This window comes from Streptomyces sp. NPDC001204 (assembly GCF_053598035.1).
Genome location: NZ_JBSFJL010000001.1, coordinates 425,320 through 446,991 on the forward strand (window position 1 = coordinate 425,320; position 21,672 = coordinate 446,991).

Genomic DNA, 21,672 nt, shown 5'->3' on the forward strand with positions numbered 1-21,672 from the left:
AAGGGGTATGTCCTCAGCCGCCGTAGCGGCGGCCCCGGGCCGCGTAGTCGCGCAGCGCGCGCAGGAAGTCGACCTTGCGGAAGGCCGGCCAGAAGACGTCGCAGAAGTAGTACTCGGAGTGGGCCGTCTGCCAGATCATGAAGCCGGACAGCCGCTGCTCCCCGCTGGTGCGAATCACCAGGTCCGGGTCGGGCTGGGCCTTGGTGTACAGGTGGCGGCCGATCATGTCGATGTCGACGGACTCGGCGAGGTCCTCCATGGAGGTGCCCCGGTCGTGGGCGTCGAGGAGCATGGAGCGCACGGCGTCGGCGATCTCCTGCCGGCCGCCGTAGCCGATGGCGACGTTGACGACTATTCCGTCGACGCGGGCGGTGGCCTCCTCGGCCTCCTTGAGGGTGGCCTGCATGACCGGCGGCAGCAGGTCCATGGTGCCGACGTGGTGGACGCGCCAGCGGCCGTCGGCGGCCAGGGTGCGCACGACGTCCTCGATGATGCCGAGGAGCGGGACGAGTTCTTCCTGGGGCCGGTCGAAGTTGTCCGTGGAGAGCAGCCAGAGCGTGACGACCTTGACGTCCGTCTCGGTGCACCAGCCGAGGAACTCCTCGATCTTGTCCGCGCCGGCCCGGTGGCCCTGGGCGGTGGTGGACCCGGCGGCCTTCGCCCAGCGCCGGTTGCCGTCCATGATGACGCCGATGTGCTTGGGCACCTGAGCGGGGTCCAGGTGGCCCTCCACCCGGCGTGCGTACAGCCTGACCAGCAGGCCGCGCAGCTTGTCGCGCAGGTTCACGTGTTCGTCAGCCCCTCCGTATGGATCGGACAGGCGCGGCCGGGGGCGTTCCCTGTCCGTGCGGCGGCCTGGTCCGTATGGCGGTCCCCGGGGGCGAAGCCTACCCCCGGCATTCCCAGCGTCCCTCAACAGGGCGCTGCGCGCGCCCTGGTGTATCAGACGCGGGACTCGCGACTCCCAAAGAAAACGGGCCGGTCCGTGGGGGGGAGACGGACCGGCCCGAGGGGGGGTTTCCACCATAACCCTTCGTAAGGGCTGGTGTGTGCCCAGACGCGACAAAATTACTCTCCGAAGTTGTGCGGCGACGCATGGAGATCGCACCGGAGCGCCGGAATCCGACATTCCACACCTGATCATGGCCGAATCGCGACGGAATCAGCGGCGAAGCGGACTGGATCCAACGAGAAGCGAAGAGGCTCGGCCATTTGGGGTCGCACGGCGCGTTGCCCCCGGATCCCTCCCCTGGGCGACCCGGCCGCGTACGCCCGCTTGACGCCGACGGCACCCGCCCCGCACCGGCCTCCGGGCCGGGCGGATACCGCCCATCAGGGGGCCGTGCGGCACCGCGCAGCCCCCTCCACCACGCGGTGCCGACCGCGCGGCTTTGCTCACGCGAATTCCCTTGGTCTGAACTTTACGGGCGGTGAAACGGGTGACGCGAGGGGCAATCGGTAACGATGTGAGAACAGGCGCCCCATTGTGGGTGTTTCACCTCGGCCTGCGGGCCTCGACGAGGTGGCGGGTGCTGTACGCCACGAACGGGCCCCGCGCCTCGATCCGTTCGTGCAGCGCCCGCAGCCGGGGCTCGTACGCCTCGACCGTGAACCCGGGGACCATCCAGACCACCTTGCGCAGGAAGTGCACGACGGCGGCGATGTCGTGGAACTCCATCCGCAGGCGTTCCGCGCGCAGGTCGACGACCTCCAGACCGGCCGCCCGCGCGTCCGCGCTCTCGCGGTCGGGGTGGCGGGCGGCGCGCGACTCCTCCGGCTGGGGCCCGAGGAAGTGCTCGACGAGTTCGAAGACGCTGCCGGGCCCGACGTGCTGTGCGAAGTACGTCCCGCCGGGCTCGAGGACGCGGGCGATCTCCGCCCAGTGCGGGCGTACGGGGTGCCGGCTGACTACGAGGTCGAAGGCGCCGTCGGCGAACGGCAGCGGCGCGTCCTCCGGGGAGTCGACGACCACGACGCCCCGCGGGCGGAGCAGTGCGGTGGCCCCGGCCACGTTCGGCGGCCAGCCCTCGGTGGCGGCGACCAGCGCGGGCGCGGCCCCGGCCCGACCGAGCGCGAAGTCGAGGACCTCCCCTCCCCCGGTCTGCACGTCGAGCACGGCACGGGCCCCGGCCAGCCGGGCGGCCATCGAGACGGCGTACCCCCAGGAGGGCCGCTCTTCGGTGGCCCGGCCCTCGAACCACGAGAAGTCCCAGCCCTCGGTGGGAACGGCGGCCCCCTCGGCGACGAGGTCCTCGTAAGAGCGGGCGGGACGGTGCTGACGGTCTGCCATACAGGTGATCGTCCCTGAAAACAGTCACCCGCCGCCTCCTGAATACGGACGCGCACCTCCTCGGCCGTCCCCCTCCCGCCCGGCCCCTCACGTCCCGCCCCCTCACGTCACCGCGAACGCCCCCAGCAGCAGCCCGGTCAGGGCCCCGCCGAGCATGAACGGCCCCAGTGCGATGGCCGACTTGCGGCCCGCCCGGCGCAGCACCACCAAGCCCAGTCCGTAGCCGGCGCCGTAGAGCAGCCCGGCGAAGGCGCCCACGACGAGAACCGGCCAGCCGTACCAGCCGAGGGCCACGCCGAGCGCCAGGGCGAGTTTGACGTCGCCGAAGCCCATGCCGGCCGGGTTGACGAGGAACAGCACGAAGTACGCGGCACCGAGGACGAGTCCGCCGAGCAGGGCGGTGGGCCACGAGCCCGCAGCGCCGGGCAGGGCGGCGACGGCGCCGAGCAGGGCGACCGTCGCGGCGGCCAACGGCAGCGTCAGCACGTCCGGGAGCCGGTGCACGCGGAGGTCGACGAGCGCCAGCAGCACGCCGGCCGGCGCGGCGAGCAGCCAGACCGCCGCCTCGGGGCGGGGCCCGGTGGCGGCGGCGAGCGCGGCGCAGACGAGCGCGGTAGCGACGGTCACGGCCCGGGCGCTCGGCCCGTACGGTCCGCACCCGGCCACCGCTCCCGTGCAGCGGGCCCGGCCCACCCAGCCCCCGAAAGCGCCGGTGATCGGATGCCCGCCCGGGCACCGGGCGCTCCACGCCTCCCCGGCACCGACCGAGAACCGGTGGGCGGCCCGGGGCAGCAGCAGTCCGGTCCCCGCACCCCACAGCACGGCCACGACGGTCACCAGTACACGCACGCCGGGACCCTAGCCGCGGCGTGCGCGCGGGGCATGGGCCCGTGGACCCATGCGGGGCCCACCGCCCCGCCGGTACGGTCGGCAGGCAGGCAGGCACACGATTCGGCAGGGGGCGGCTCGGCATGGGACGACGCCGGCGTGACGGGCGGGGCAGGCTGATCGTGCACGGTTCGGCGCCGGTGACGGTCCCGCTGGAGCTGGCCACCTCCTACCGGGCCCGCACCAAGGGCCTGCTGGGCCGTGACGCCGTCGACGGCGCGATCCTGCTCTCGCCCGCCAACAGCGTGCACACCTTCCGCATGCGCATCCCGATCGACGTCGCCTACCTCGACCGCGACCTGCGCGTCCTCACCGTCGTCACCATGAGGCCGAACCGCCTGGGCCTGCCCCGCCCGCGCTCCCGCCACGTACTGGAGGCGGAGGCCTGGGCGATGGCGGGGTGGGGGCTGCGGGCGGGGGTGCTGGTGACGGTGGAGGAGGCCGAGTAGGGGCCCAGGCCCTGCGGGGGCGTCACCACGGAACGTTCCGGGGACGGCGGCGCCACCACCAGCGCTCCCCCTTCCGGTCCGCCGCCTCGTCCGCCGCGCGGTGAGCGACCTGTGTTTCCTGTGTTTCCTCGGTGTGCTCACGGAAGATCAGGTCGAGCCGGGCCACGGCGGACCGCAGTGCGTCGGCGCCGGGCTCGCCGGCCTGTCCGACGACGTCCGCGAGGTCGTCCCGGGCCTCCAGGTCACGCCGGAACAGGTCCTCCCGGTAGCGGCCCGAGGGTCGCCACCCGGATTCCAGCCTGCGGCACAGCCTCTCCCACACCCGCAGTCCGTAGTGCAGGTGTCCCTCGAGGCTCGCCACCGGGCCCGTGGGCCGCCCGGCGAGGACGGCGTCGGACAGGGGCGTGCCGACGGGCTCCCGGTCCAGGATCTCCGGGAGCGTCTCCACCGTCGCGTCCGGCAGGTCCGCCACCGGCTCCTCCACGGCGTCGACGCGGTACGCCGTGTCGTCCTCGGTGTCCACCGCCTCCAGGCGGCACCTGACCGAACGACCGTCAGGCGTCGCCACCCAGTAGGCACTCGGCAGTTCGACCTCCGCCGGGTGGAGCACGGAACTGCCCGTCCTCACCGCGAGGCCCCGCGCGAGCCCTCCCTCCGTCAGGCGTCCGGCGGTGCCGTCCTCCACCGTGAGGTCCAGTTCGAGGGCGAGGTCACCCGGCGGCAGCCGGCGGTAGGTGCACAGCACGGGAGCCTCCCAGTGCCGCCCTTCCTGGTCGCCGTCCGCGTCGGCCACGTCCACCGCGTCCTCCGGGACCGCCAGCAGGTCGGCCAGGGCCCCGCGAAGACGGGCCGGCGCCGGCGCCGCGACGGTGAAGAGGTTCGCGATCACTGGTACGTCCCGTCGTAGATCTCCTTGGCCTTCTGCACCTTCGCGGGATTGTTGACGAACTTGGGGTCGCGCTGCAATTGCTGCGACTTGCCCAGGTCGCCCTTGTTCCGCGCGATCTCCTTCAGCGCGGCGTACTCGATGCGGTCCAGTTCGACCAGTCCCGGACCGGACTTGGGGAAGACCGTCCCGTTGGCCTCCACCTCGTACCTGCGGCCGTTGATCTCGTAGGTGTTCCCGTCCGGCGACAGGTTCGCCCGGCCCTTGGCGATCCCCTCGATGTCCGAGCGCACGAGGTCCTCGTTGCCCCTGAGGATCACCGTGTTGCGCTCCTTGACCTGACCGCCCGACGCTCCGCTGATCGTGTGACGCTTGTTGGGGAACTTGAGCGTCTTCCCGCGCGCCGGGCCGGGAACGTCGTCCCCCGCCTGCCACTCATTGGCCGGCCTGCCGCTCTCGCGCCGCGCGTCCTCGGCTGCCTCGTCCGCCTCGTCCGCCTGCTTGCGGGCCTCGGCGGCCTCCTTCTTCGCCTCCTCGTCGCAGTGCCCCTCGGCGAGGATCACGTAACGGGGGCCGCCCGCGGCGAGGACGGTGGTTCCGGTGCCGGCGCCTCCTCCGAGGCCGCCCTCGTAGGGGATCCGGCGGGCGGGCGCTGCGATCGTGCAGCCGGACTCGCGTGCCTTCCGCTCGGCCTCGTCGGCCGCCTCGTCCGCCTTCTTCGCGGCCCGCTCGGCGCCCTCGGCGTCACCCGCCTTGGCCGCCTTCCTGGCGTCCTCCGCCGCCTCGCCGGCCTGCTCCGCGAACTTGCCCAGCCTGCCGAGCTTCCCGAGTTTGCCGAGGTCGCCCACCTTCTCTACTACCTTGCCGACGTCGTAGCCGGGGATGAAGAGGGAGCCGATGTTCCAGACGACATGGGAGACGGCACGGGTCTTCTCGCCGTTGTTCCAGTCCTCGGCCACGTCGTCACCGATGAACATGTCCCACAGGACCGTCCCGCCGGTGTTCAGCGAGGCCCCGCCCCAGTCCCGGACGGCCCCGAAGTAGTCCCCGTCCGACCACTTCTTCCCGGCGTCCTTGGAATCCTCCAGCCAGTCCTGCCCGAGCTGCTTGCCGTAGTCGGCGATCCCGCTGAGGGTGTCCCCCGGGTTCGTGACCATGTCCCAGATCCCGGTGACGTCCCCCCAGACACCGTCGACGAAGATCCCCTCACCCACCTGCTTGAGCTGATCCCCGGCACACCCGAAGAAGGCACCGAAACCGGAGAAACAGCCGTCGTCCTTCTTCTCGTCGGGGCTGCTGGTGTTGTCGGTGTTATCGGTCTTGTCGGCTTCGGTGGTGGGGGTGTCTTCGGTGGGCGGGGTGTCGTCGGTGGCTTGGTCACCGCCGGTGGCCCGGTCACCGCCGGCGGCCTGGGCGCCGTCGTCAGTGGTGGTGCCGCCATCGGTGGTGGTGCCGCCATCTGCCGTGCTGCCGCCGGTCGTGGAGCCACCACCCGTGGTGGTACTGCCATCAGTCGTGCCGCCGCCGCTACCGGCACCGCCACCGGTCGTGCTGCCGCCGGTGTCGCCGGAGGCGTGGGTGTCGGTGCCGTTGCCCGCCGGGGCCGCGCAGCCCGTCCCGACGACCTTGCAGACCTGGGCCTCGATGCTCGCGAATATCTGCGTGCCGAGACCGCTGAGCACCAGCGCCAGCACGATGGCGGCCACGATCGCGACCAGGCCGACGTACTCGACCGCGGTCTGCCCTTCGTCCCCCCGCCGCCACCGGATCATCCGGGCGAGCGAGAAGGGACGGCGCTCGGCCCGCGCCGGCACCGGGAGTTCGTACCACTGCCGGGTCTCGGACTGAAGCAGGAAGTAGAGGATGAGGACGGGCAGGAGGAGCTGGATGCCCCCGCGGGCCGAACCTCCGGTGAGGTTGGCGAGCCCGCCGAGGATCAGCCATACCTGCACGCCGATCAGCGCCCACCGGATCCGTCCCCCGCCCTCCCAGCTCCGCCGGGCGAGCCACCAGCCGAGCACCCCGGGCGCGGCGGCGTAGGCGACGAGGGCGATGACACCGCCGTCGAGGGCGCCGTACGACCCGGCCGTCAGCAGCAGACCGATCCCGCCGAGCACGGTGGCGACGAACAGTGCGTGCACGAGCACCAACGCCGCCGACAACGACCGTGGCATGTGCCCTCCCCCCGGTTGGCGCACAACTCCGCCCGAGGTTAGGGAACGGGCGCCCGCCCGGCATGGGCCCGGAGGCCCAAACGGACACCCAATCAGCGCCGGGGCGTCGCGGCCCGCTCACGACTGGCGGCGTACGCCGTCAGTTCTGGCTGCGGGGGAACGTGACCTCCACTCGGCGGTTCTTCTTGCGGCCGTCCTCCGTGGAGTTGTCCGCGATGGGGTACTGCTCGGCGTAACCCCGCACATCGAAGGTGATGTTGGGGTCGTTCAGCTCCTGGGAGAGGACGTCCTGGACGGCGTTGGCGCGCTGCTTGGACAGGACCACGCCGTGCGCGTGGGTGCCGAGGTTGTCCGTGAAGCCGAAGACACGGACCTGGCTCGCGTTCTGCTTCTTGATCTCCTGCGCGATCGTGTTGATCCGGGACTTCGCCCGGTCGCTCAGCTTCGCGCTGTCCTTGGCGAACAGCACCTCGGCCTGGAGCGCGAACGTCACGTCCGTGTTGGTGTCCTCACGGCGTTCCTCGCCGCCCTGCTCCTCGACCACGGACTTGATGTCCAGCACCTTGGCTGCGGCGAGGGTGGCCCCCTCGGGCAGTTTCAGATCGGGATCGCTCGGGTCGATCTTCACGGGGGCGGAGGCGGAGGGCTCGGTGCCCGGGGGGACGCTGGGGCCACTGTCGGCACGGGCAGCCACGGCACCGTAGAGGTTCGCGACGGTCATGACGCCGGCGGCTGTGAGGGCCAGGGTGAGACGGGTGTGGGTCATCGGGGCCTCACCCGGAGATCTGAATGGTGGCGGCCGGGAACTGGGGAAGCTGGAAGGTGACCTCGGAGGTGCTGGAGGGCGGCGACGGGAACTGCATGAAGACCCCCACGGACTGCCCCGGCTTGACGGCCGGGAAGCCTGTCGTGGTAAGGGGACGGCCGTCCGTGTCCCGTAGCACGTAGTAACGCTTCTTACTCTTGGCGTCCACCAGAGTGGCACCGCCGAGAGAAACTCCGTGTCGAAGGATCTCAGTCTCGTCACCGCTCAACTGCGCTGGAACGTTGGCTACTTTCGAGCCATCGTTCTTCAGAGTGCCGTTCACGGTGACGAAGCCGCCCGAGTCTCGCTTGGCTTCGGTGATTTGCAAGAGAAACCCGTCGGGCCCCGTCAGCTCGGCGAGGGGCTGTTCAGACTGCCCCTCCTGAGCACTCGGATCGGATCCGCCGCCCTTGGATGCGGACGCCGAAGCATCCGGCTTCTTGTCGTCGCCACCGCCACAACCGGCCGCGCCGAGGGCCAACCCGACCGCCGCGGTCAACGCGACCAACCCTCTACGGGCCTTCGCAGTGAACCGAATGCTCATCACTCTGATTCCTTCATCACTCGTCGTTCGCTTAGTCGGCCAGATGAACGTCGAAGAGGTCCTCGGGTCGCGGCAGGTCCGTGAGATGGTGCGGATCGAGGTCCCAATACCTGTTCTTGCAGGTGAGTCGCGGGAGTACGTCCTTGTCCTCCGAACCCTCAAGGGGCGGATCGAAGGTGCACAGCGGCTCGATGACGGCGCTGGCGTGCGCCCTGGAATGTTTGCCCTCCGTGCCGGGAACGACGGACTCCCCGACCGACTTGTCGGTCTGGACGTACACCGTGTACCTCAACAACGAAGGCTGGCAGTCGTCCACGTGGGCCTCGTTCTGCTGTGCCAGTTGGTACGCGCGCCAGCAGCCGTTCATCAGGGCCGCGTTGCCGTCCAGGAGGTCCTGCCACTTGGTCGGATCCAGCACGGTGCCCGCCCACTCGCCCGCGAGTTGGTCCCGGGTGTCCTGCGCCGCTGCCAGGGCCGCCGCGTCTGCCGCCGTCTGCGCCCCGTTTCGATTGGCCGCCGCCTGGCCGACCGCCAGGTATGCGAACGCGAGAAAGAGCAGGCCCCCCACCACCATGATGTAGATGGGGAATGCCTGCCCTGAGTCGTCCCTGCGCGTCCGCGTCACCCGCCGGTGACCTCGGTGACCTTGTCCTTGATCGCGTTGTAGATCGACTGGCCGATGTCCGTGCCCGTGATCGCCAGCACGATCGCCACCACCACCGCGATGATGCCCAGGTACTCGACCGCGGTCTGCCCCCTGTCGCCGGCGCGGCGCCGCATCGCCTCGGCGGTGGTGTTCTTCCAGCCGTTCACGCGGACCTTGGTCGCAACCGCGGTCCTCAGCATCAGGTCGCTCATGGTGTTCCCCTCCGGGTTCGGTCTCGGTGCCGCTTGCGACACCGGAAACGTATGCCGGAACACCCCGTCCGCCAGAGGGTCCCCGGACCCAATCCCGGGCCCAAAGCGAGACCCGGCCACGCTTCCCCCGTACCTTCGTCATCACGCCTCACCCCAGCCCTCGTGACGAACCCGGGGCCGTGCCCAGCCACTTGGCGGCGGCCTCGGAGCGGCTGGTGCTGTGCAGCTTGGCGAAGATGCGGTTGATGTGGTTCTTGACGGTCTTCTCGCTGATGAAGCAGGTGGCGGCGATCTGCTGGTTGGTCATGCCGGTCGCGATGAGGTCCATGATCTCCGCCTCCCTCGCGCTGAGTTGGAACCTCGACCTGTCGACGGCGGCCGGACGGCCACCTGTCCATCCAGACGAAGACTGTCCCACATCCGGTTGCAACTGCGAAAGACGTGAAGCAGATGTGGCTGGTTCATGCGACGTTGGGAAGGTGTGATCGTGTGCGATCGCACCCTCCACCGATTGGTCCCGGCGCAGCCGGGCCACCAGGGCGCCCGCCGCCGTGGGAGTGAAGTGGGCCCTGCCCTCCTTGACGTCACGTACGGCGGTGACGAGTTGGTCGGCCGTGAACTCGCCGTGGACCAGGTAGCCGCCCGCACCCAGGCGCAGGGCCTCCTGGACGATCTCCGACTCGCTGCTGTAGGTCAGCATCATGACCGGGGCGATGCGGACCAGGTACGGCAGCGCGGAGAGGCCGTCCACGCCGGGCATGCGGACGTCGAGCAGGACGACGTCGGGACGGTGCTGCTGGGCGGCCTCCCAGGCGGCGCGGCCGTCGGCGGCCTCGGCCACCACCGTGATGTCCGCGCGGCCGGAGAGCAGGGCCGTCAGGCCGGCGCGGACCACGGGGTTGTCGTCGGCCACGACGACGCGCAGGGGCGCGGCCGGTGCGGGCTGTGGGAAGCCCTCGAAGGGGTTGGGAGTCGTCTGGTCCGGCACGGCGGCGGCCTCCTCTCTGGGTCGTGGAGCAGGGATGGATGGCAGGACGGTCATACGGTCGGTGTCGTCAGGGCTCCCAGGGGCAGTTCGAGGCGGACCTCCGTTCCCTTGGGGTGGGCGCCGCGGCCGATACGGACGCGGGCACCGACCGAGGCCGCCCGCTCGACCATGCCGACCAGGCCGAAATGGCCTGCTCGGCGGAGCTGTTCGAGGCTGGTGCCGGGCGGCAGGCCGCGCCCGTCGTCGTACACGCTGATGCGCAGCAGGTCGCCGTGGACGCCGGCGCGTACCTCGACGTGGGTGGGCTCCGCGTGGCGGTGGGCGTTCTCCATCGCCTCCGACGCGATGGTCAGGAGCTGGCGGGCCACGGCCGGCGGCACCGGCGGCACGCCGGGCTCGCCGATCGGGCGGTAGGCGGCGGACAGTCCGGTCCGGGATGCGAAGTGCCGGGTGCGGGCGGCGAGTTCGACGAGCACGTCGGTGCCGTGTTCCGGGTCGTTCTCACGGCGCAGGTCGGTCAGCAGTTCGCGGGCCTCGGCGGCCGCCCGGCGGGCCGAGCGGGCCACCAGTTCCGCCTGCTGCCTCACCAGAGCCGGGTCCATGCGGTCGGCGCCCGACGAGCCCGCCAGGCCGTCGGCGGCCATGGCCACGCCGTGCAGGGTCTTCGCCACCGAGTCGTGCATCTCGCGGGCCAGGCGGGCCCGTTCGGCGCCGACCGCCTCGGTGACGGCGAGGCGGGCCTGGACCGTGGTCAGGGCCTGGGTGGCCTCGCCGAAGCGGAGGAGCAGGTTGCGCAGGGTGACCCCGGCCGCTCCCGCGATGACGCACAGGCCGGGGAGGAGGGCCGCCTGGGCCAGGTCCGGGGACAACTCCTTGGAACTGGTGGAGACGACGAGCAGGATCAGCGACTGGAGCGAGGCGAACAGGCCCGCGCCGCGCCAGCCGTAGACGAGACCGGCGAGGAGGGGCGTGCAGACGCTGACGTAGGCCAGCGTGCTGTCCGGGCCCGCCGCGATCAGGAGGAGGGCCCCGAAGAGGGTGTCCAGGGCGAGGAGAGTGGGGTGCCTCAGGAGCAGGGGGCCGAAGCGTTCCCAGTCCCTGAACAGGACGTACGAGCCCATGAAGGTGACGACGACCGCGGCGCTGACCAGGCGGGTGGCCAGGCCGGGCGCGGCGTTGAGCAGGGCGACGGGGGCGGAGAGGGCGATCATCGCGAGGCGGAAGGCGAAGACATGACGGCACATCGCTTGCAGTGCGCTGATCTGCAGTCTTTCCGGCTCCGGGGTGGGGGGCTGGCCCGGCGGAAGCTGGGCGGGAGCTTCGGCCTCGGCTCCGCCTTCGGCCCGGCTCTCGGTTCCGCCCGCAGCGCCCGTGCGGGCGTCGTCGCCAGGTGCGGGTGGCCTCTGTGGGCGGCCGTCACCGTCGGCGGCCGTCCGTCCGTGCGGCGGCTGCGGCACCCCGGGCGACGAGGCCTCCGCCGGTTCCCACCCGGGCGGCAACGCCGGCGTCACCGACGTCACCGGGATGTCCGGCGCGCCCGTGCGGACGTGGGCCGGGAGGACCGTGCCCGCCGGAGGGGTGGTGATCTCGGGGATCCTCGGGCGGCGGCGCAGCAGCCCGGTGCGTTCCTCCGTGGTCGCCATGTCCTCGTCGCCCCCCTACTCGCCCGTACCCGTGAGGGAGCCGAAGTCCACGCCCGAGCCGAGGATCAGGCCCGCGCCGAGGAGGATCATCGTGGCCGGGACCATGAAGGTGGTGATCATCATGGTGGCCTTGGGGACCGCGCGGGCGGCCTTGCGGCGGGCGTTCTGCGCGTCGGTGCGGCGCATGTCCTTGGCCAGGGAAACGAGGGTGTCGACGATCGGGGCGCCCAGTTCCTCGCCCTGCTGCAACGCCGTCACGAACATGGCGACCTGTTCGGAGTCGTTCCTGCGCCGCAGCTCCGCGAAGGCCTGGCGGCGGCTCATGCCGAGGTCCATCTGGCGCAGGGTGATGCGCAGTTCGTCCGCCCAGGGGCCCTCGTACTTGTCGGCGACGCGGTCCAGCGCCTGGCGGAAGCCGAGGCCCGCGCTCACCACGACCGCGAGCACGTCGAGGAAGTCCGGCAGCGTCCGCTCGATGACGTCCTTGCGGATGCGGATCGCCGACCAGATGCCGACCTCGGTCCAGAAGGCGCCGAAGGCGAGCAGGAGCAGGGCCACGAAGAGCTGGCCCCGCATGAGGAACACCACTCCGCCCAGGCCGCCCAGGAATCCGTAGACCGCGTGCCGGGCCGCGTAGCGGTCGATCGTCAGGCCGCCCGGGTTGCCCGCCAGGTCGATCTTGCGGCGGTACCTGGCCACCCTCTTGGGGCCCATCAGGCGCAGCACGGCGGGGGCGTAGCGCATGCCGAGGCGGTCGACCAGGGAGTCCACCGCGCCAGTGCGGGTGGAGCCCACCTCCAGGGCCAGCGCCAGGTCGTCGGGCAGCCGGGCGTCGGCGCGGTACATGCGGATGCCGGCGAAGACGCCCCAGACGCCGAGGCCCATCACGAGTGCGAGCAGCAGTGCCATCCCTCTTCCCTCCTTCCGGGAACCCGGCTAGACGTCGATGCGGGACATGCGGCGGATGAGGATGAAGCCGACGGCGTAGAGAGCGAAGGCGATGATCACCGCGCCCTGGCCGATCGGCGAGGCGGTCATGCGGTCGAGGGCGCCGGCCTTGACGCCGTTCATGAGGAACAGCGCGCCGATGCCCAGCACCGGGACCGCGTAGGAGGTCATGTTGACCTGGGAGAGCTGGGTGCGGACCTCGCGGCGGGTCTCCTTGCGCTCCTCCAGGGTCTCGGTGAGGTTGCGCAGGGCGCTCACCACCTGGCCGCCGGCCCGGTTGGACAGGACCAGGGTGGTGACGAGGACGACCAGCTCGCGCGAGGGCAGGCGGTCCGTGAGCTCCGCCAGTGCGTCGTCCATCGATGCGCCGAGCGCCAACTGGTGGGCGACCTTGGCCAGTTCCACACCCGCCGGGGCCTCGAGCTCCTCCGCCGCCATGCCGACCGCGGTGCGCAGGGCGAGGCCGGCCTGGGTGGCGTTGGCCAGGATGCGGGCCAGTTCGGGGAGTTGGTTGATGAACTTCTCGATGCGTTTCTGGCGCTGCCAGTTGAGGAACTGCACCGCCGCCCAGATGCCGAGCAGGCCGGCCAGCGGGCCGAAGAAGGGGGCCAGGGAGGCCTGGCCGATCAGCCAGAGGGCGGCCACGGTGGCGAGCATGTAGACGAAGAACTCGCCCGGGGTGACGTCCAGGCCGGTCGCGGCGAGCCTCAGCTCCAGCCTGCGGCCGAGTTTCGTACGGCGCAGTCGGCGGTCGAGGTTGGGGAAGCGGCGCCGGCGGCCGACCGGGATCCGTCCGGTCTGGGAGAGCCGGTCGACGAGGGCCGCCCGCTGGGCCTTGCCGGAGGTGTAGGCGTGCAGCCCGGCGACGGCCAGGACGCAGGTCAGCAGGGTGACGCCGGTGGTGAGGGTGACGAGGGTGCTCAGATCCATGGGGACGGTTCCTACCTGGCTTCTCGGATGGCCAGCTGGTCTGCGGACTGGGCGACGCCGAAGGCCTGGGGGATGGGCTGGCTCGCCATGTAGAGGCGGTCGGCGGTACGGCGTGGCAGCGGGTGGTATTCGAAGGCGCCGTAGATCCGGCCGTCGGCCGCCATCGGCTGCGCGGCGAAGCGGGCCACGGTGGCCAGCCGGTACGGCTCGCTGCCATGGCTGTCGAGCAGGGCGATCTCGGTGACGCGGCGGGCGCCGTCGGCGAAGCGGGTGAGCTGGACGATCACGTCGACGGCGCTGTTGATCTGGTCGTGCAGGGCGACGAAGGGGATCTCCACGTCGGACATGGAGGCGAGGGTCTGCAGGCGCATCAGCGCGTCCTCGGCGCTGTTGGCGTGCACGGTGGCGAGCGAGCCGTCGTGGCCGGTCGACATCGCCTGGAGCATGTCGAGCGACTCGCCGCCGCGGACCTCACCGACGACGATGCGGTCGGGCCGCATGCGCAGCGAGTTGCGCACCAGGTCGCGGATGGTGACCTGGCCGCGGCCCTCCACGTTCGGCGGCCGGGACTCCAGCCGGATCACGTGCGTCTGCTGGAGCTGGAGTTCGGCGGAGTCCTCGATGGTGATGATGCGCTCGCCCTCGGGGATCAGTCCGGACAGGGCGTTGAGCAGGGTCGTCTTCCCGGTGCCGGTGGCTCCGGAGACGATGACGTTGAACTTCGCCTGCACCAGGCCGGCCAGCAGGTACAGCATGTGCTCGTCGAGCGAGCCGAAGCCGATCAGCTCCTGGAGGGTGAAGGAGCGCGGGAAGCGGCGGATGGTGAGTGTGGGGCCGGTGAGCGAGAGGGGCGGGATGATGACGTTGACGCGCTCGCCGGAGGGCAGGCGGGCGTCGACCATCGGGTTCGACTCGTCCACACGGCGGTTGACCGTCGAGACGATCCGCTCGATGGTCTGCATCAGCTGGTCGTCGGAGGCGAAGCGGATGGGCAGTTGCTCGACCCGGCCGCCGCGCTCGACGAAGATCGCGTCGGGTCCGTTCACCATGATCTCGGTGATGGAGGCGTCCTCGAGGAGGGGTTCGAGGATGCCCAGGCCCAGGGCCTCGTCGACGACCCGGCGGATCAGCTGCGAGCGCTCCACGGTCGACAGGACCGGGCCCTCCCGGCTGATGATGTGCCCGAGCACCCGCTCCAGCCGTGCCCGGCGCTCGGCGGCGGCCAGCGAGCTCATCTCCGCGAGGTCGATCTCCTCCAGGAGCTTGGCCCTGTAGGAGGCGACGAGGTGGCCGTCCTCGCCCCGGCTGCCTTTCTCCTCCGGGGAGTTGATGCGTGCGCGGAGGCTCATGGGTCCGGTGCTCCTCGCTCCTGGTCGGTGGTCGAGTCGGTCCTGGTCGGTACTGCCGAGCCGGTCCTGGCTGGTGCTGCCGAGCCGGCCCTGGCCGGTGGTCGAGCGGTCTCAGTGGTCCAGCGGTCTCAGTCGTCCAGCGGTCTCAGCGGTCTCAGCGGTCCGTTTGGTCTCAGTGGTCGAGCGGCATGGTGGCGGTCTTGTGGGCCCGGCCGAAGTTCCAGCCGGGGACGATCGAGGGGATGTCGACGCCTGCGGTGACGGTGACCTCCTTGCCGCCGTACGAGGCCGGGCAGCTGGTGCCGTCCGCCAGCCAGCCGCTGACCGCGTTCGCGCAGGCCTGCTCGGCTCCCTGCCGGAGCGAGGCCGCGCGCGCCCCCGCGCGGGCGGCCGTTCCGGCCTGCTGGGCCGTGTAGGCGATCAGCCCGATCTGGATGACGGCCATGGCGAGCAGCATCAGGATCGGGATGAACCCCAGGTACTCGATGGCGACTTGGCCCCGGTCGTGGCGGCGGTCGCGGCGTACGTCCTCGTACGGCATGTCAGTTCGTCGCCTCCTCGACGGCGCCGGCGTGACCCGTGACCGTGAAGGGGAAGTCGATCGCGCCGGGGAACAGGACGGGCACCTTGAGGCCGACGCGCGCGCGTACGTAGCCGTTGCTCGTCTCACAGCCCACCTCAGCCCCCCTTCGCCACGCGGCCGACAGCTTGTCGAGCCCGGCCTGTTGGCAGGCGGCGCCCCTGGTGCCGCGATCGGCCGCCGTCCCCGCCCGTACCGCCTCGTCCGCAGCATTCCCCGCAAGCGTGTACGTGTACCCCAGCAGCACGCACTGCCACAGCAGCACCAGCGTGATGAGGATCGTGGGCGTCATGCCGAGCAGTTCGACGGCGACCTGCCCGCTGTCCGAGCGGAGCCGCCCGGCCGGCGGCCTCTTCCCTGTGCTCGCCCGCACGTTCATCCCCCTGCCTCCCTGCGGCGCCGGAAACTCACCGACCCCCGGTCGCCCCGCAGCCGCCCGCCCTTGCGGTCGCCCTCGGGTGCCTTGACGATGCCCAGCTCTCCGGCGAGCCCCCACAGCGCCTGTTTGACCGTGCTCTTGCTCTCCAGTTCGTGGATGCGTCCTGCGTCCACCGCGCCCTGGAGTTCCTTGAAGCCCGCGGGGATCGCCGTGGCCGCCACCGGTGTGCCGGTGATCTTGTGGATGAGCGGCGGCTGGATCTCGGTCGACCGGGTGTGGCGGTTGACGACGACGGTCGTCTCCTCGGCCTTGCGGATCTGCAACCGGTCCCACATCCGTACGGTCCGCTTGGCCGCGCGCACCGCGACCACGTCCGGAGTGGTCAGGAGCAGCGCGGTGTCGGCCATCTCGACGGCCGCCGCGCTCGCCCCGCTCATCTGGGCGCCGCAGTCCAGGACGACGATCTCGTAGCGGGACCGCAGCGCGCTGACGATCTGGCGGGCGGCCCGGTCGGTGACCTCCTCGCCGCGCTCGCCCTCGCCGGGCGCGAGCAGCAGCGCGAGCCCGCTGTCGTGGCGGAAGATCGCGTCGGCCAGGACGCGTGGCGAGATGTCGGTGATGGCGGCGAGGTCGACGACCGAGCGACGGAACTGGACGTCCAGGAAGGAGGCGACGTCACCGGACTGGAGGTCCATGTCGACCAGGGCCGTGCCGCGCCCGGAGGCCTGGGCGGCGAGGGCGAGTTGTATCGCCGTGAGGGTGGCGCCCACCCCGCCCTTGGCTCCGCTCACGGTCACCACCCGGCCGCCGGCCCCGGTGAACACGTCGCCGCCGTGGCCCAGGTGGCGCCGTACGCCCACCGACCACTGGGCCACCGCCTGTACGCGGCTGACCAGTTCCTCGTAGCTCAGCGGGAGGGCGACCAGTCCTCGCGCGCCCGAGTCCATCGCGGCCGAGAACAGGCCGGGACTGGCGTCGGAGGTGATGAGGATGACGCCGACCGCCGGGAAGCGCAGGGCCACTTCGCGGATCAGCTCCAGGGCCGGCACCGGGCCGATCCGCTCGTGCACCACCACGATCTCGGGCAGTTCGTCGACGGACTCGGCGGCCAGGCGCGCCAGCGTGTCGATGAGCTGGGTGGAGTCGACGACCGGGGCCACCGGCTCGGTGTCGGGGAGCTGGCTGAGCAGGGTGGTGATGGACCGGGCCGCGTCGGGGTCGCCGACGGCCGGAAGGATCCTGGTGGTCATGCCTGCCGGCCTCTCACTTGTCTTTCGCGAGTTCGTAGGTCCGGTCCTTGGCCGGGACGCTGGTGTCGCTGCCGGGAGCGACCAGCGCGAGCCGGACCCGCTGGGCGAACGACTCGGCGTACGTGATGCGCTGGGCGTCGATGGTGGACAGCGCGAAGGTGATGGGGACGGCGTCGGTGGTTTGCTGGGCCCGGTTGTCGGCGTTCGGCTGGAGCGCGGTGATCCTGCCGACGTCGAGGACCTTGGCGTTGGTCACGATGATCTTGGACTGGGCGGGATCGCCCTGCCGCTGTCCGCCGAAGGTGGCGTAGACGTTGACCGTGGAGCCCGGTGTGATCTTGCCGGCCACGCCGGTCGCCGCGTCGATCATGATGGCGACCTCCTGCTGCCCCGGCTGCAGGGCGGGCTGGTTCACGATCATGTCGCTCTGGAGCAGGGAGCCCTTGCGCAGTGTGGTGACCGCGATCTTGCCCTGGATCTGCCCGAGGTCGGTGACGGCGTTCGGCGACAGCCACCGTTTGGGCATCTTGACCTTCTCGAACTGGCCCGTGCTCAGCGTCGTGTACGGCGCCACGTCGGTGCGCAGCTGGTAGGCGGCGACCTCCGGTCCGACTTTGGACTTGACGTCGCTGATGACGGAGAGCACGCCCGCGAACGCGGCGAGGGCGCAGATGACGGACAGGATCAGGAGTATCACGCCGCGGCGCTGACGGGAGTTCATGAACCGTGCAACCTCATTGGGATATCGGTCGGCGAAGTCGAGCGGAATCGAATGACGGTGGTGCCGGTGGTTCAGGTACTCATCCGGTGGGGGTCCGGCTCTCGGGGACGGGTGGGGTGGCCGAGCAGAAGACGCAGCGGTCTCCGATGACATCGATGCCGCACCAGTGGCACACACCCTGGCGTACCGAGGTGACCAGTTGGTAGAGCACCGACAGGTCGGGCAGGTACGTGCAGAACTCGATCAGCTTGCCGGTGCCCCACCAGGTGGCCGACTCGGCCGGCAGGCCGGCCTCGCGCAGCCCCAGCGCGTTCCACGCGGGGGCGAGGGTGGAGCCGACCCAGTCGGACTGGAGCTGGCCCTTGGCGAGCAGCATCCAGCTTCCGAAGTCCGGCCCGGTCAGGGTCGCTTCGGGGCCGATCCGGACGAGCTGCGGTTCCGGGTGGGCGATCACGCCGAACTGGCTGCCCGGAACCCAGGACTTGGCGTGCGCCTTGAGACCGACGGGGACGCGGTCGAGGCGCGCGACCGAGGCCAGGACGGCGCCGGCGTGGATGTAGTGGGTGAGCAGCCGGCCGGCCGAGGCGAGCACGCCGGGGCTGAGGTCGCAGGAGGCGAGCTGGCGCAACTGGCGGGCGAGGACGGCGAGTCCGAGCGGCGGCAGGTCGGGCCGGAACAGTGCGATGCGGTCGCTCTCCAGCAGCGAGCGGACGGTGTGCAGCCGCCGTTCCACCCCGCTGGGGACGGCGTCCGAGCACACCACGACGACATGCCCGTGGTGGTCGATCAGGGCCTTCATGGCGTCGAGCGTCTGCTCCAGCGGCTGCCGGTCCAGGTCCTTCAGGACGACGGCGGGTACGGTCCGCTCGTCCTGCGCGGGCAGCGCCATGTCGGCACTCGTCACAGCGATGGCAGTGGACACGCGCAGCTCCCCGTTAGACGCCTGTCGGCCCGCCGGTGGTCGTCCGGCACACCGAGTTGACTTCACTGCGTGACTACCTCAGCACTGTATCCACGCCTCTGTGACCGGAGAACAGCGATTCTGTACCTGGCCGGGAACTCTCCTTGCGCAAGTCATTTCAAACCGGGGCAGGCTGAGCATCCCGACCCGGCCCGAAAGCATGGGCCGACGGCAACTCGTTGACGGTGGGCCCCGGTTTGGGCCCGCGGGCCCACGCCGCCACGGTCGCCCGCACCTACGCTCGCCGACCGGAATGGCGCTTGCCACTGTGCGAGGAGGGGTGCCGCATGGCTCGCGGGGGCGGCAGACGGACGTGCCGGAGGGCGTACGGGTACGACGACTCGGGCGCGAGCGCCACCGAGTACCTCGGCATGGTCGTGGTCGTCGTCGCCGTCGTGCTCGGCATCGGCGCCACCGGCATCGGCCGGACCGTCCACGACAGGATCGCCGCCGAGATCTGCAGGGTCACCGGCGGCGCGGACTGCGGCGGGAGCCCGCAGGGGGACGACCGGGCCCTGACCGACGCCGACTTCGAGCCGGCGCTGTGCCAGGTCTCGACGGTCAGCGACAAGGCGGGCTCCAAGGCGAAGATCCTGTTCTGGGAGATCGGCAAGGAGTACGGCTTCCAGGAGCAGCACCTCAAGGCCCACACGGACGTCAACCACGACGGCAAGGTCGACGACCAGGACGAACTGGTCTACCTCACCTTCACGGACGCGGCCTCCGTCGGCGCCAAGAAGGATTTCAAGCCCGGGCTGAAGCTGGGAAAGGCCGGCACCGACAAGGTGGAGCTGGGCGCCGGGATCAAGGTGACCAACGGCGACACCTGGGTGTTCGAGAGCCCGGAGGAGGCGCGCAGGTTCCGCGACGACGTCGAGAAGCTCCAGATGTACCAGACGCGGCGCCGGTCGCCGGGCGGCGCGGACGCGAGCCTCGGCGACAGCATCCTCTACCTCTTCGGCACCGGTCCCCTCAAGGACGAGGAGGACACGGAGAACCGGGTGAAGAAGGCGCTGGGCGACAACCGGAGGATCACCTACGGCAAGGTGGGCCTGGAGGCCTCCGCGGCGGCCGGCCTGAAGATCTCGGCGGGCGACGACAAGAAGCTCAGCGCCGCGCTCGGCGGCAACTTCAAGTACTCGCCCGAGATCACCTGGACCGACAACGCCTACAAGAACACCAAGTCGTACACGTACTCCTCGTCGATCGAGTACGGCACCAGGGCGAGTTACGAGGCGGGCCCGGTCAAGGGCGACGCCTCGGCCTCCACCACCCGGACCGGCACCATCACCGTCACCTACGACAAGTCCACCGGCAAACTGGTCGGCGTCAACATGACCCGCACCGTCGAGCAGGGCGGCCAGAAGGCCGGGGCCGGAATCAGCGGGGGGAACGGCAAGCCGGGCAAGGACGAGCGCGGCGGCGGGGTGAGCGGGAAGGGCACCGACGGCTCCACCGGCATCGAAGTCGTCACCACCTCCCTGAGCTTCGACCCCGGTCCCGCCGGAGACCGGGACCGGGCCGTCGCCGAGCAGTGGCTGAGCAGCACCAACGAGCAGCTGGCGACGCCCTTCCAGTACATGTTCGACGACCACGCGCCGACCCGGCGGCCCGGCGCCGACGACCCCTTCGGCCAACTGGTCTTCGACAAGGGGATGTCCAGCAGGATGACGTACACCGGCCAGGTGAACGCCGCTGAGTACGGCTTCGAGCTGAACCTCGGGCTCAGCCTCGGCCTGTCGGTCAGCACCGAGCAGAAGGCGGAGACCCTCACGGACGCCCGGTTCCTCGGCGCTCCGAACGGAGACCGCCGGTCCTACGTCCCCTACAGCTACTGTGCCGAGTGATCGCGCCGACAGGAGGGCTGGTACGCCGATGAGGACACGACTGCTGATCGCGGGCCTGCTCGCCGCCGCGGCCGCCCTCACGGGCTGCGGCAAGGGCGACGCGGGCTCCGCCTCCGTGCCGGACGGCTGGGGCACGCTGAGCACGAAGGGCGTCTCCGTGTCGTATCCCGCGGGCTCCGGGGGTTACGTCGAGCAGAGCGCGGCCGAGCGCGGCAAGTACAACGCGGCGGCGGCCGTACGCGAGGAGTCCGGACGGAAGGTCTCGGTCATCACCGTCCAACTGGACTTCACCCGGGCCGACTCCGCGGAGCAGGCCGCCATCGCCGCCGAGGCCGGGATCCGGATGGGCGCGAAGGTGGAGGGTGAGAAGGACGTGAAGCTGAGCGGCACGGACCGGGCCAAGCGGATCGACTTCACCTTCGACTCGACCGGCGAGGACGGCGACCCGCCCAAGGGCACGCCGATCCGGGGCGTGATCCTGACGGGCCTGGACTCGGCCGACCGGACCTTCGCGATCCGGATCGACGCGGCACGGGGCGTGCTGCCGTCCGCGGACCTGCGCGGGATCATCGACTCGGTGCGGGTGCACTAGCGGTGGGGGCGGAGGTGCGGGTCCGGTGATGCCGCTGGTCCGGGCCTGGGCGGTGGGTGTGGTGGTGCTCGTCGTCACCGAGTACGCGCAGATGACGCTGCTGTACGGGAATCTGGTCGGCCCGCGGGGCGTGGGCTCGTTCGGCGCCGCGCTGGCACTGGTCCACCTGCCGAACCTGGTGTGCGTCGTGCTGGCGACCTGGGCCGCGGCTCGGGTGCATCCGGCACCGTGGCGGGAGGTTCCCGCGCGGCACGCGGTGGCGGGGTGCGCGGTGCCGGTGGCGGCGCAGCTGCTGACGGTGTCGCTGCACTGGGATCGTGCGGGACTGTCGTCCCTGGCGATGTGGATGTCGACCGGGGTGCTGCTGGCCGGGTGCGCGCTGGGCCTGCTGCTGGAGCGCTGGCAGGAGGAGGCGCGGCCGTAACCGGAGTGCGCGACAGGGGCGTTGGACCGGGCACGACTTTGGTCTGGACCTCTTGACAAGCCAAATGGTCTGGACCAACTTGTAGACCAAGCGGTGGCCACCGTTTGTCCTGCCCTCCCCTTCACCCCCCTCTCCCCCACCGGAGGCCCCAGTGGACCGCGTACCA

General features: G+C 71.1%; 23 protein-coding genes. 4 read left to right on the forward strand and 19 right to left on the reverse strand.

Going from position 1 to position 21,672, the window contains the following annotated elements; all coding sequences use genetic code 11:
* Positions 1 to 13: 13 nt before the first annotated feature.
* The 3 genes from ACWC91_RS01925 to ACWC91_RS01935 form a co-directional block, all read right to left on the reverse strand.
* On the reverse strand, positions 14 to 787 hold the full coding sequence (locus ACWC91_RS01925; RefSeq protein ID WP_225075359.1) for an isoprenyl transferase: 774 nt from the start codon (positions 785 to 787) through the stop codon (positions 14 to 16).
* 708 nt (positions 788 to 1,495) lie between these two features.
* On the reverse strand, positions 1,496 to 2,290 hold the full coding sequence (locus ACWC91_RS01930) for a methyltransferase domain-containing protein (RefSeq protein WP_450641296.1): 795 nt from the start codon (positions 2,288 to 2,290) through the stop codon (positions 1,496 to 1,498).
* A gap of 102 nt (positions 2,291 to 2,392) precedes the next feature.
* Complete coding sequence (locus tag ACWC91_RS01935) at positions 2,393 to 3,139, reverse strand: prepilin peptidase (RefSeq protein ID WP_450641298.1); 747 nt, start codon at positions 3,137 to 3,139, stop codon at positions 2,393 to 2,395.
* Between the two features lie 122 nt (positions 3,140 to 3,261).
* Between ACWC91_RS01935 and ACWC91_RS01940 the strand changes: the two genes are divergently transcribed.
* A complete protein-coding gene (locus ACWC91_RS01940) occupies positions 3,262 to 3,627 on the forward strand; it encodes a DUF192 domain-containing protein (RefSeq protein WP_450641299.1) in 366 nt (121 codons plus the stop codon).
* Between the two features lie 22 nt (positions 3,628 to 3,649).
* Here ACWC91_RS01940 and ACWC91_RS01945 read toward each other — a convergent pair whose 3' ends face one another.
* The 16 genes from ACWC91_RS01945 to ACWC91_RS02020 form a co-directional block, all read right to left on the reverse strand.
* Entirely contained in the window at positions 3,650 to 4,516 is an 867-nt protein-coding gene (locus ACWC91_RS01945; protein WP_450641300.1) for a hypothetical protein, read from the reverse strand.
* Positions 4,513 to 6,687, reverse strand: coding sequence for a hypothetical protein (locus tag ACWC91_RS01950; protein ID WP_450641301.1), 2,175 nt, complete (start codon positions 6,685 to 6,687; stop codon positions 4,513 to 4,515). Before ACWC91_RS01950 ends, ACWC91_RS01945 begins: the two co-directional genes overlap by 4 nt.
* Positions 6,688 to 6,826: 139 nt before the next feature.
* Positions 6,827 to 7,453 (reverse strand): OmpA family protein, encoded by a 627-nt coding sequence (locus tag ACWC91_RS01955; RefSeq protein ID WP_225075353.1) that lies wholly within the window; start codon positions 7,451 to 7,453, stop codon positions 6,827 to 6,829.
* 7 nt (positions 7,454 to 7,460) lie between these two features.
* The gene (locus tag ACWC91_RS01960; RefSeq protein ID WP_225075352.1) at positions 7,461 to 8,036 is read right to left on the reverse strand and encodes a hypothetical protein; all 576 of its coding nucleotides are present in this window, start codon (positions 8,034 to 8,036) and stop codon (positions 7,461 to 7,463) included.
* A 31-nt stretch (positions 8,037 to 8,067) separates the two neighbouring features.
* Positions 8,068 to 8,661, reverse strand: a complete 594-nt coding sequence (locus tag ACWC91_RS01965; protein WP_281156902.1) for a pilus assembly protein TadG-related protein — start codon at positions 8,659 to 8,661, stop codon at positions 8,068 to 8,070.
* Positions 8,658 to 8,894, reverse strand: a complete 237-nt coding sequence (locus ACWC91_RS01970; RefSeq protein ID WP_225075350.1) for a Flp family type IVb pilin — start codon at positions 8,892 to 8,894, stop codon at positions 8,658 to 8,660. The genes ACWC91_RS01965 and ACWC91_RS01970 overlap by 4 nt, the downstream gene beginning before the upstream one ends.
* Before the next feature lie 148 nt (positions 8,895 to 9,042).
* Entirely contained in the window at positions 9,043 to 9,882 is an 840-nt protein-coding gene (locus tag ACWC91_RS01975; RefSeq protein WP_281156901.1) for a response regulator transcription factor, read from the reverse strand.
* A gap of 50 nt (positions 9,883 to 9,932) precedes the next feature.
* Positions 9,933 to 11,525 (reverse strand): histidine kinase, encoded by a 1,593-nt coding sequence (locus ACWC91_RS01980; RefSeq protein ID WP_450641302.1) that lies wholly within the window; start codon positions 11,523 to 11,525, stop codon positions 9,933 to 9,935.
* Between the two features lie 15 nt (positions 11,526 to 11,540).
* Positions 11,541 to 12,434 (reverse strand): DUF5936 domain-containing protein, encoded by an 894-nt coding sequence (locus tag ACWC91_RS01985; RefSeq protein WP_450641303.1) that lies wholly within the window; start codon positions 12,432 to 12,434, stop codon positions 11,541 to 11,543.
* 27 nt (positions 12,435 to 12,461) lie between these two features.
* A complete protein-coding gene (locus ACWC91_RS01990) occupies positions 12,462 to 13,403 on the reverse strand; it encodes a type II secretion system F family protein (protein ID WP_450641305.1) in 942 nt (313 codons plus the stop codon).
* An 11-nt stretch (positions 13,404 to 13,414) separates the two neighbouring features.
* Complete coding sequence (locus ACWC91_RS01995) at positions 13,415 to 14,752, reverse strand: CpaF family protein (protein ID WP_225075346.1); 1,338 nt, start codon at positions 14,750 to 14,752, stop codon at positions 13,415 to 13,417.
* A gap of 172 nt (positions 14,753 to 14,924) precedes the next feature.
* Positions 14,925 to 15,293, reverse strand: coding sequence for a TadE family protein (locus ACWC91_RS02000; RefSeq protein WP_225075345.1), 369 nt, complete (start codon positions 15,291 to 15,293; stop codon positions 14,925 to 14,927).
* A gap of 1 nt (position 15,294) precedes the next feature.
* Positions 15,295 to 15,711, reverse strand: a complete 417-nt coding sequence (locus tag ACWC91_RS02005) for a pilus assembly protein (protein WP_450641306.1) — start codon at positions 15,709 to 15,711, stop codon at positions 15,295 to 15,297.
* The gene (locus tag ACWC91_RS02010; RefSeq protein WP_225075343.1) at positions 15,708 to 16,961 is read right to left on the reverse strand and encodes an AAA family ATPase; all 1,254 of its coding nucleotides are present in this window, start codon (positions 16,959 to 16,961) and stop codon (positions 15,708 to 15,710) included. The genes ACWC91_RS02005 and ACWC91_RS02010 overlap by 4 nt, the downstream gene beginning before the upstream one ends.
* A 13-nt stretch (positions 16,962 to 16,974) precedes the next feature.
* Positions 16,975 to 17,682 carry a Flp pilus assembly protein CpaB gene (cpaB, locus tag ACWC91_RS02015; protein ID WP_450641307.1) on the reverse strand — a complete coding sequence of 236 codons (708 nt, stop codon included), beginning with the start codon at positions 17,680 to 17,682 and terminating at the stop codon, positions 16,975 to 16,977.
* Positions 17,683 to 17,761: 79 nt separating this feature from the next.
* A complete protein-coding gene (locus tag ACWC91_RS02020; protein ID WP_225075642.1) occupies positions 17,762 to 18,571 on the reverse strand; it encodes a hypothetical protein in 810 nt (269 codons plus the stop codon).
* A gap of 359 nt (positions 18,572 to 18,930) precedes the next feature.
* Between ACWC91_RS02020 and ACWC91_RS02025 the strand changes: the two genes are divergently transcribed.
* From ACWC91_RS02025 to ACWC91_RS02035, 3 genes are read left to right on the forward strand one after another with little or no spacing between them, the layout of a single operon-like run.
* Complete coding sequence (locus tag ACWC91_RS02025; protein WP_450641309.1) at positions 18,931 to 20,490, forward strand: hypothetical protein; 1,560 nt, start codon at positions 18,931 to 18,933, stop codon at positions 20,488 to 20,490.
* 28 nt (positions 20,491 to 20,518) lie between these two features.
* Entirely contained in the window at positions 20,519 to 21,082 is a 564-nt protein-coding gene (locus ACWC91_RS02030; RefSeq protein WP_225075340.1) for a hypothetical protein, read from the forward strand.
* A gap of 28 nt (positions 21,083 to 21,110) precedes the next feature.
* Positions 21,111 to 21,506, forward strand: coding sequence for a hypothetical protein (locus tag ACWC91_RS02035; RefSeq protein WP_225075339.1), 396 nt, complete (start codon positions 21,111 to 21,113; stop codon positions 21,504 to 21,506).
* Positions 21,507 to 21,672 lie beyond the last annotated feature (166 nt).

Bases quoted from the DNA above. Each gene is read 5' to 3' on its own strand.
- ACWC91_RS01930 (WP_450641296.1), bottom strand. From the start codon at position 2,290: ATGGCAGACCGTCAGCACCGTCCCGCCCGCTCTTACGAGGACCTCGTC.
- ACWC91_RS01940 (WP_450641299.1), top strand. From the start codon at position 3,262: ATGGGACGACGCCGGCGTGACGGGCGGGGCAGGCTGATCGTGCACGGT.
- ACWC91_RS01950 (WP_450641301.1), bottom strand. From the start codon at position 6,687: ATGCCACGGTCGTTGTCGGCGGCGTTGGTGCTCGTGCACGCACTGTTC.
- ACWC91_RS01955 (WP_225075353.1), bottom strand. From the start codon at position 7,453: ATGACCCACACCCGTCTCACCCTGGCCCTCACAGCCGCCGGCGTCATG.
- ACWC91_RS01960 (WP_225075352.1), bottom strand. From the start codon at position 8,036: ATGAGCATTCGGTTCACTGCGAAGGCCCGTAGAGGGTTGGTCGCGTTG.
- ACWC91_RS01970 (WP_225075350.1), bottom strand. From the start codon at position 8,894: ATGAGCGACCTGATGCTGAGGACCGCGGTTGCGACCAAGGTCCGCGTG.
- ACWC91_RS01980 (WP_450641302.1), bottom strand. From the start codon at position 11,525: ATGGCGACCACGGAGGAACGCACCGGGCTGCTGCGCCGCCGCCCGAGG.
- ACWC91_RS01985 (WP_450641303.1), bottom strand. From the start codon at position 12,434: ATGGCACTGCTGCTCGCACTCGTGATGGGCCTCGGCGTCTGGGGCGTC.
- ACWC91_RS01990 (WP_450641305.1), bottom strand. From the start codon at position 13,403: ATGGATCTGAGCACCCTCGTCACCCTCACCACCGGCGTCACCCTGCTG.
- ACWC91_RS01995 (WP_225075346.1), bottom strand. From the start codon at position 14,752: ATGAGCCTCCGCGCACGCATCAACTCCCCGGAGGAGAAAGGCAGCCGG.
- ACWC91_RS02000 (WP_225075345.1), bottom strand. From the start codon at position 15,293: ATGCCGTACGAGGACGTACGCCGCGACCGCCGCCACGACCGGGGCCAA.
- ACWC91_RS02005 (WP_450641306.1), bottom strand. From the start codon at position 15,711: ATGAACGTGCGGGCGAGCACAGGGAAGAGGCCGCCGGCCGGGCGGCTC.
- ACWC91_RS02010 (WP_225075343.1), bottom strand. From the start codon at position 16,961: ATGACCACCAGGATCCTTCCGGCCGTCGGCGACCCCGACGCGGCCCGG.
- cpaB (WP_450641307.1), bottom strand. From the start codon at position 17,682: ATGAACTCCCGTCAGCGCCGCGGCGTGATACTCCTGATCCTGTCCGTC.
- ACWC91_RS02020 (WP_225075642.1), bottom strand. From the start codon at position 18,571: ATGGCGCTGCCCGCGCAGGACGAGCGGACCGTACCCGCCGTCGTCCTG.
- ACWC91_RS02025 (WP_450641309.1), top strand. From the start codon at position 18,931: ATGGCTCGCGGGGGCGGCAGACGGACGTGCCGGAGGGCGTACGGGTAC.
- ACWC91_RS02030 (WP_225075340.1), top strand. From the start codon at position 20,519: ATGAGGACACGACTGCTGATCGCGGGCCTGCTCGCCGCCGCGGCCGCC.
- ACWC91_RS02035 (WP_225075339.1), top strand. From the start codon at position 21,111: ATGCCGCTGGTCCGGGCCTGGGCGGTGGGTGTGGTGGTGCTCGTCGTC.